A 7,193-nucleotide genomic window follows, 5' to 3' on the forward strand; every position below is an offset into this window, starting at 1 on the left:
TCCCTCAACTCCTTCTGTTATTACTTTACTTGGACTTGTGTGTACACCGTAGCTCCGCATCGGAGAGGGGTTGGGGAGAGGTCATCGAACTCACATTAAAATTACTGCTAGGGCTGTCATACCTCATCAACAACGACTAGCTCCACTCCACACCTTGTAGCCGCCTCTGCTAATCGAGCATCAAGTGTTGCTAAGGGTAATCCTAATCGCAATGCCAATTCTAAATAAGCTGTGTCATAAGCTGCTAAACCTTCTTGTCGCCCTAGGTCTAAGATTGCACCAAATACATTTGTATTGGCAGACGAATCAACTTTTATTAATAATGACTGTAACAATGTAATCGCTTCCTCAGATTGTTCCTTAGTCATCCGGTTACGCCGTTCGGCTACCAGTAGGACATTAACAATTTCCAGTGACCAAATCCCTGGTACAAATGCTTCAGCATTCGGCATCATTACCAGTATCGCATTAGCGTAATCGTTATCTTCATCTACCAAACACCAGCTAATTGCTACAGAACAATCCAAAACAAACTGCATTAAAATCTTCGCCCCTCTTCTATCATGGAGAGGATTGCAGCTTTTTCCAACGCTACATCTCGCCGTAGTTGTTGCATTCTCGCAATTGCATTATTGATGGATGTTTTCGTCGTTGGTTTTCCCCAAGCGTTATATTGTTGTTGTTCTGGTGTTGGAATGGAAGTATCTGGTAAAGGCTGTACAACTAGCACTACCTCAACAGATGTATCTTTAAAGTCAGTGGGAGTATGGATTTGCAATATACCATCGTCTCCAATATGCGATCGCAACTTCATTGTTTCCATGTCTGTATTGATCAACTAAGATCAATTCTAGGGCTTCTATATCTCAATACTATACCCATATCTTATAAATATCGCCGTGGCTACTATTACTATTAACTTGAACAACGTAGTTAGACTCAGCGAAGACCAATTTTATCAGCTATGTCGAGATAATCCCGATATTAAGTTTGAGCGCAATCCTAACGGAGAATTGATAGTTATGCCACCTACCGGGGGAGAAACTGGAAAAAGTAACGCTAAACTTACAACAAGATTTGTTTTGTGGAATGAGCAAACACAACTAGGTGAAGTTTTTGACTCTTCTACTTGTTTTCGACTCCCCAATGGTGCAAACCGTTCTCCTGATGTTTCTTGGATAGAAATTAGCCGATGGAATGCACTTTCATTAGAACAACGAGAAAAATTTCCTCCCATTTCGCCTGATTTTGTTTTAGAGTTGATGTCTCCATCCGATAGCTTGAGTGAAACACAAGCTAAAATGCAAGAATATATGAATGCGGGAGTAAAACTGGGTTGGTTGATAGACAGAAAAACACGCCGTGTAGAAATTTATCGTCAAGGGCAACCAAAAGAAGTATTAGAATCTCCTACCAACTTATCTGGAGAAGATATATTAATTGATTTTACTTTAGACTTGCAAATTATCTGGAGTTAACCAACTGCATATTCTGTAAATTTCCTCATAAAAGGAGACTGAAAACCTAACACAATATCTTCTTTAGGTACTCCCATCCTAACTAAATTGGCTGCAATATCATCCTCTGTACCATTCCACTGAAGCCAAATTTTACCTCCCTTGATATCGATATGGATGATACAACTATGTACCCAATCCTGTCCCTCCCAGCCAACATGAACTATTTGGTAATGATCCCGTTCTGTATCAGAAATATTTTCAACTTCTATATTCTCGCTAGCGGGTTTTTGCTGACTATACTCCTGGAATATTTGTTGTACAATCTGGCGATAATTGGTTATTTTTTCCATTTGACAATTACCTCTTTTTCTGCATTATAAATAATCATTTTGATTTGATTCTCTTCAATCGTTTCTTGAGGGAAATCAAGTTGAAAAAATGTTTTATAGGTTGTCAAAGGTACTGCTAAATATAAAACACGCTCTGGCTGTCGTCGTCTCAGTGCGCCTCTATAGTTGATAAACTGTCCCAATGCTGTCAACTGATGATGAAATAATATCTTACAAAAAAGAGTATCAACTCTATCTTCAATGATCAAGTTGATACTTGGTTATAAAAGTTTGTAGTAAGGGCTTCAGCCCTTAGTCATGTCTAATTTTGAGGGCTGAAGCCCTCACTACGAACTAATATACCTCTGCCACATTTGGGTGTAAGCATTTTCCATTTCACGGGTAAACTGCTTACCGTTCCATAGTGGTGCTGTTTTTCTCGACTGTTTCAACTTCCAAGCAATTTGTTGTCGTAAAGTTTCATCCTTACCCAAACGCACACCCCACTCTACATATTCTTCATCAGTCCAAGCGATACCTTCTGTAATTCCAGCATTCATCATCATGGTGTAGCTGTTACGGGCGGCAAATTGCTCACCTACTCGCGTCACCATAGGGATACACATCCACAGAGTTTCTAGGGTTGTTGTAGCACCATTGTAGGGATAGGTATCTAAAACAATATCAGCAATGCCTAAATTAGCTCTGTGAACTGATTCTGCAATAACACCTGGAAGAAAGCGCAGTTTAGATGTATCTACTCCTTCTTCTTCTGCAAGTTCATCAAAGAATACTTTAATAGATTCTTCATCAGATATCCCTTTAATCAAAAAGTAGCTATTGGGAACTTCTTTAATAATTCTCAATTGCAGTCTTGCAATATCTGGATTTCGCTTAAAGCCTCTTTGGGCGCAGAGATACACAATTCCATCATTAGGAATATCTAATTGTTCACGAGTTATCGTAGGTACACTAACCTCAAAACCATCTATACCTATGTAGGTTTGAGGTAAACGCCAAATTTTTTCACTATAATATTCCTGGGCTGATTCTGGTAATACATAGGGATCAGCAATAAAATAATCTATTGATGGGCTACCAGAAGCGTCGAAACCTAACCAAGTAACTTGAACTGGTGCAGGTTTTAAAGATACGATTTCACAGCTAATATCTAAAGTAATACTATCCAAATCTATCAAAATATCGATTTCATCTTGGTATATTTCTTCAGCAATCTCTGAAGTATAATTTGATTTATATGCTTTGTCTAGTTTACTAAGATACCATTCATGTAGAGGATCACAATCTGGATTAGTATTAATAAAATAAGCAGAAATTTCAAATTTGTCCCGGTCATGATACTGAAATAACCATCGCGCTAACCAACCTACAGAGTGACTTCTAAGACAATAAGATAAGTATCCTATCTTAAGTTTTCTATCTATAAGATTTTGTTTTTTCCTTTCTATATGACCATGAAAATATTTCTCTACTTTTTCTTTAGCATAATTTTCTACATTTGCCTCACAAAGCTGTAATAATTGGTTTTGGATATGTTTGTTTTTCTTTGGATTATCTTCAATATATGGAGTAAAAAAATTGGCATTAAATAATCTGGCTATTCTAACTGAATCTAGTTCTTTCGGTTGGGCTTTAATTAGTGACTCTACTAACTCTTCTTGTTTTTGATGTACTAAACAAGATTCTTCCCAATGACCACCTGCGGTCATTAATCCCCGCAAAAGTTGGCGATTTGCGAAAACTTTATCTGGTAAATTTTCTACCAATGAATAATATAATTTAGCAGTTTCTATACCTTGATCAAATTGCCCAGCATTCTGATAAAATGCCGCTAATTGTCCTATAACTTCTGTATTATTAGGACTTAATTTTAAATATATTTCGCACAATCTTACAGCTATTTTTGGTAGCCTTTTTGAGTAAGCTATTTCTAAGGCTGCTGGTAGTATGACCATCAATAAAATTTGATGATTATTTTGGCAACATGGTAAACAAGCCTCTAAAAAATCTAGAGTTGATGGGTGTAAAGGTGCGTAATCTAAAATCAAGTCTAGAACATCCATTAATAGTTCTAAATTGACATTTGCTTCAGGTTGAGATTGGAGAATTTTAGTTAGTCCTAGTTCTTCTAAATTTTGCCCACTATAGGTTTCTAACTTGATAGCCAATTTAATCAAATTTAAGAGATTATGAATATCTTGAGGAAAAATTTCCTTGATGTTATTGCAAATCTTTTCAGCTACTAAATATTCTTTTGATTCTTCTCGGCGTTCAGCCTCTGTTTGCAAAATCTTAATTAATTCTGCATGACAGGTTTCGACTTGTTCGGTATCGACTTCCATGATAGCCATAAACCAAGTTGTCTGGGCTTCTACCTCTTGCCCTTGCAACAGTAATATTAATCCTAAATACCAATAGTGAGATTTAACATCAGGTTCTATGGCAATTGCTTCTTCGTAGATACTTGCAGCTTGGATATAATTACCTGTAAGAAAATACTTTTCTGCGTGCTGACTGTGCTGAATTGGAGCAGTTAATGAAGGCATAGCAATTATCAAAAAGTCCTTAAACTACAGCGAGAAAATTACAGAAATTGGGTAATGTTTAAAACACTACCCAACAGAACAAAATATGTGGAATTAATGAAATAATGAGCAGTGAATTCTTTACACTTTCTTATCTAGACAAAGAAACGTAGGAGGCGTCACATCCTGTACTAAATGCACCGACGTTATCCACGACTGTAGAAGGTCCTGCTGACTCACAAGCTATTGCCAAAGTTAATGCTTCAGAGGTAGCACTATCACCTACAGTTGTACCTACTAATCCATAGTAAGATTTCAACGCAGGCTTAATAGCTAGTCCTTTAAATTGAGCGTTACCACTGCCATCACCAGTAATGTTGTATTGGTAATTCTCAGATTGAGTCTTGATACCTACTTGTAATTCAGATAAGCCTGTAGCAAACTTTTGGTATTCTAGGTAGTAAGCTTGTTGAGAACGGTTAACTGTACCTACGTAGTTTCTCGCTTCTGACTGTTTTGCTTTGTTTACCTGACCGAGTAGTGAAGGTAGCGCGATCGCAGCAAGTACACCGATAATAATTACTACAACTAGCAATTCAATTAAGGTAAAACCTTCGTCTTCTTTCTTCTTACGGTTGCTGAGGTGGTTGAGGAATTTAGCTTGCAATTCTGGCTTGAGCATGGGTTTCTCCTGAAGTTTGGGGTAAGTAGAGGGCGATCGCTCTGTTCTAAAACGAACTTACCCTGTTGCGATCTGCGATCTATCACTCCAGTCAAAAAACTTTCTTTCTCAAGCTATATTTACGTATATTTGCTAATAAGAATACTCTTGCTCCTGAAAAAATAGAGTTTATCTCCTGTTTTCTACTTAATGTCTTAATTAAACTCATATGGACATAATTCTGATACTGCTTCCAGCCAGGTAATAAGTCTGATAGGGTTTTGCCTCAGTTCTTGTTTTGAGGTGGAATGATGATGTGCTGAGGGTGTAGTCTTAACCCGTCTGAGACATCGCTATTGATCAGCAATTATCAACGATCGCACATAAATAGGACTTACGCACAAATTACGGAATAACAAACCACAGAGACGCAGAGAACACAGAGAAATAAGGGTTTGAGAGAGTTTTTGCGTAAGTCCTGATAAATAATTATCTTTTTCACCATTTGAAACAAATACTCAATAAATCATTAAAAATTGTTGAATAGAATTTTGTAAAACCAACGTCATTTTACTTATTGGTTTCATAGTAATTATGGGCTAGGAGGGCAAATTTATTCATTAAAATCTGACATTCCAGGTTTTAACAATTAATGCTGCCAAAAAACAGTTATGTTATTTGAGGAGAAACTACCTATGCCCAATTATGATATCAGTCGCAAATCAAATTCTTTTGACGGGCAAAATGTTACTTATTTCTCCTCATCTGATACTTTTAATACTCAAAATTACTATAGCTCTCAACTGAATGGTCGTAGTAGCTCTACCCCAGAAACAGATGCTACTGCTACTAGTCAATATAATTCTAATAATGGCTATGGTTTAATCGATGCCTCAAAATCAGTATCGCAAGCTGCTGGACAGAATCCCTATAATGATGTGCCTAAGCTTGGGGGTAATAATTGGGGACTAGATATGATCAAAGCCCCTGCGGTGTGGGAAAATGGATATACAGGTAATGGCGTTGTAGTTGCAGTCATAGATACTGGTGTGGACTACAATCACAACGATTTAAAAAATAATATTTGGACTAATACTAAAGAAATTCCTGGTAATGGCATAGATGATGATGGCAACGGCTATATAGATGATGTTCATGGCTGGAACTTTAATGGCAAAAACAACAACACCTTAGACGATAACGGACACGGTACTCATGTTTCTGGCATTATCGCAGGTGAGAACAATGGCTATGGCGTAACTGGTGTTGCTTACAATGCCAAAATTATGCCTGTGAAAGTTTTGAATAGTTCTGGAACTGGTTCTTATAGTGCGATCGCTAATGGCATCTACTACGCTGTAGATAATGGTGCAAATATCATTAATCTCAGTCTAGGTGGTGATTTTTCTAGCCAGAGTCTCAAATCAGCCATTGAATACGCCAGCAGTAAAGGCGTAATTGTCGTCATGGCCTCCGGTAATGAAGGCGGTTCTGTTCCAGGCTACCCCGCCCGCTATGCCGACAAGTCAGGAATTGCTGTCGGGGCTGTCAATAAAGAGGGTAATCTAACAGACTTCTCTAACCGCGCTGGTAGCAATCAACTTGCCTATGTCACTGCTCCAGGACAGAGTATTTATTCGACTGTTCCAGGCAATGATTACGCGAGTTATAGTGGCACATCAATGGCATCACCTTATGTTGCCGGGGTAGTCGCCCTCATGCTCAGTGCTAACCCGACTCTCTCAGAAAGCCAAGTCCGAGAAATTATTACTAGCACAGCAGGTAATAATAACACTAGCAATAATACACCAACATCAGACTCTAATTTTGACTTTAGTCCTTTTCTCGATGAGTTCTTTAGGGATTTCTCCACCACTAGCTCATTACCTCAAGCTTCTAGTTTTAGCATCAAATCTTTACCAGACATTAACACTGTCACTGATAGCTCAAATACCACTGCTGGAATGACCAATAATCAAACGTCTCAGAGTCCTAAAACTGATTTTACATTCGAGTATTATCTAGACACACCAATGAATAGTTTGGCTAACAGCCCAACCGATATTAATAACGGTATTGATTTCGTTCAATTAATTACAGAAATGACCAGACAATTTGATAACTTACGAAAACTGTTAGGGTAGGGGACAGGGGACAGGTGACAGGTGACAGGTGACAGGTGACAGGTGACAGGTGA

The 7,193-nt window shown here is 38.0% G+C and carries 7 protein-coding genes and 1 pseudogene; 2 read left to right on the forward strand and 6 right to left on the reverse strand.

Features of this window, described 5'->3' with window-relative positions; genetic code table 11:
* Positions 1 to 116: 116 nt before the first annotated feature.
* Both ACM0OR_RS27285 and ACM0OR_RS27290 read right to left on the reverse strand, forming a co-directional pair.
* Positions 117 to 539, reverse strand: coding sequence for a type II toxin-antitoxin system VapC family toxin (locus tag ACM0OR_RS27285; protein ID WP_414579536.1), 423 nt, complete (start codon positions 537 to 539; stop codon positions 117 to 119).
* Positions 539 to 823 carry a hypothetical protein gene (locus ACM0OR_RS27290; protein WP_414579537.1) on the reverse strand — a complete coding sequence of 95 codons (285 nt, stop codon included), beginning with the start codon at positions 821 to 823 and terminating at the stop codon, positions 539 to 541. The genes ACM0OR_RS27285 and ACM0OR_RS27290 overlap by 1 nt, the downstream gene beginning before the upstream one ends.
* 76 nt (positions 824 to 899) lie before the next feature.
* Here ACM0OR_RS27290 and ACM0OR_RS27295 point away from each other — a divergent pair, with 76 nt between their 5' ends.
* Positions 900 to 1,478, forward strand: coding sequence for a Uma2 family endonuclease (locus tag ACM0OR_RS27295; protein WP_414579538.1), 579 nt, complete (start codon positions 900 to 902; stop codon positions 1,476 to 1,478).
* Here the strand turns inward: ACM0OR_RS27295 and ACM0OR_RS27300 are convergent.
* From ACM0OR_RS27300 to ACM0OR_RS27315, 4 genes and pseudogenes are all read right to left on the reverse strand, one after another.
* Positions 1,475 to 1,810: a XisI protein gene (locus tag ACM0OR_RS27300; protein ID WP_414579540.1), complete on the reverse strand. Its 336-nt coding sequence runs from the start codon at positions 1,808 to 1,810 to the stop codon at positions 1,475 to 1,477. The genes ACM0OR_RS27295 and ACM0OR_RS27300 overlap by 4 nt on opposite strands.
* Positions 1,798 to 1,998 (reverse strand): annotated as a pseudogene (locus tag ACM0OR_RS27305) (element excision factor XisH family protein); the annotation flags it as partial. The pseudogene ACM0OR_RS27305 and the gene ACM0OR_RS27300, both read right to left, overlap by 13 nt.
* A gap of 138 nt (positions 1,999 to 2,136) precedes the next feature.
* Entirely contained in the window at positions 2,137 to 4,356 is a 2,220-nt protein-coding gene (locus tag ACM0OR_RS27310) for an O-linked N-acetylglucosamine transferase, SPINDLY family protein (RefSeq protein WP_414579542.1), read from the reverse strand.
* A gap of 130 nt (positions 4,357 to 4,486) precedes the next feature.
* Positions 4,487 to 5,017, reverse strand: a complete 531-nt coding sequence (locus tag ACM0OR_RS27315; RefSeq protein ID WP_414579543.1) for a type IV pilin-like G/H family protein — start codon at positions 5,015 to 5,017, stop codon at positions 4,487 to 4,489.
* A gap of 674 nt (positions 5,018 to 5,691) precedes the next feature.
* Between ACM0OR_RS27315 and ACM0OR_RS27320 the strand changes: the two genes are divergently transcribed.
* Positions 5,692 to 7,140, forward strand: coding sequence for a S8 family peptidase (locus ACM0OR_RS27320; protein WP_414579544.1), 1,449 nt, complete (start codon positions 5,692 to 5,694; stop codon positions 7,138 to 7,140).
* Positions 7,141 to 7,193 lie beyond the last annotated feature (53 nt).

The organism is Anabaena sp. CCY 9402-a (assembly GCF_963920945.1).
GTDB classification, from domain to species: domain Bacteria; phylum Cyanobacteriota; class Cyanobacteriia; order Cyanobacteriales; family Nostocaceae; genus Trichormus; species Trichormus minutissimus.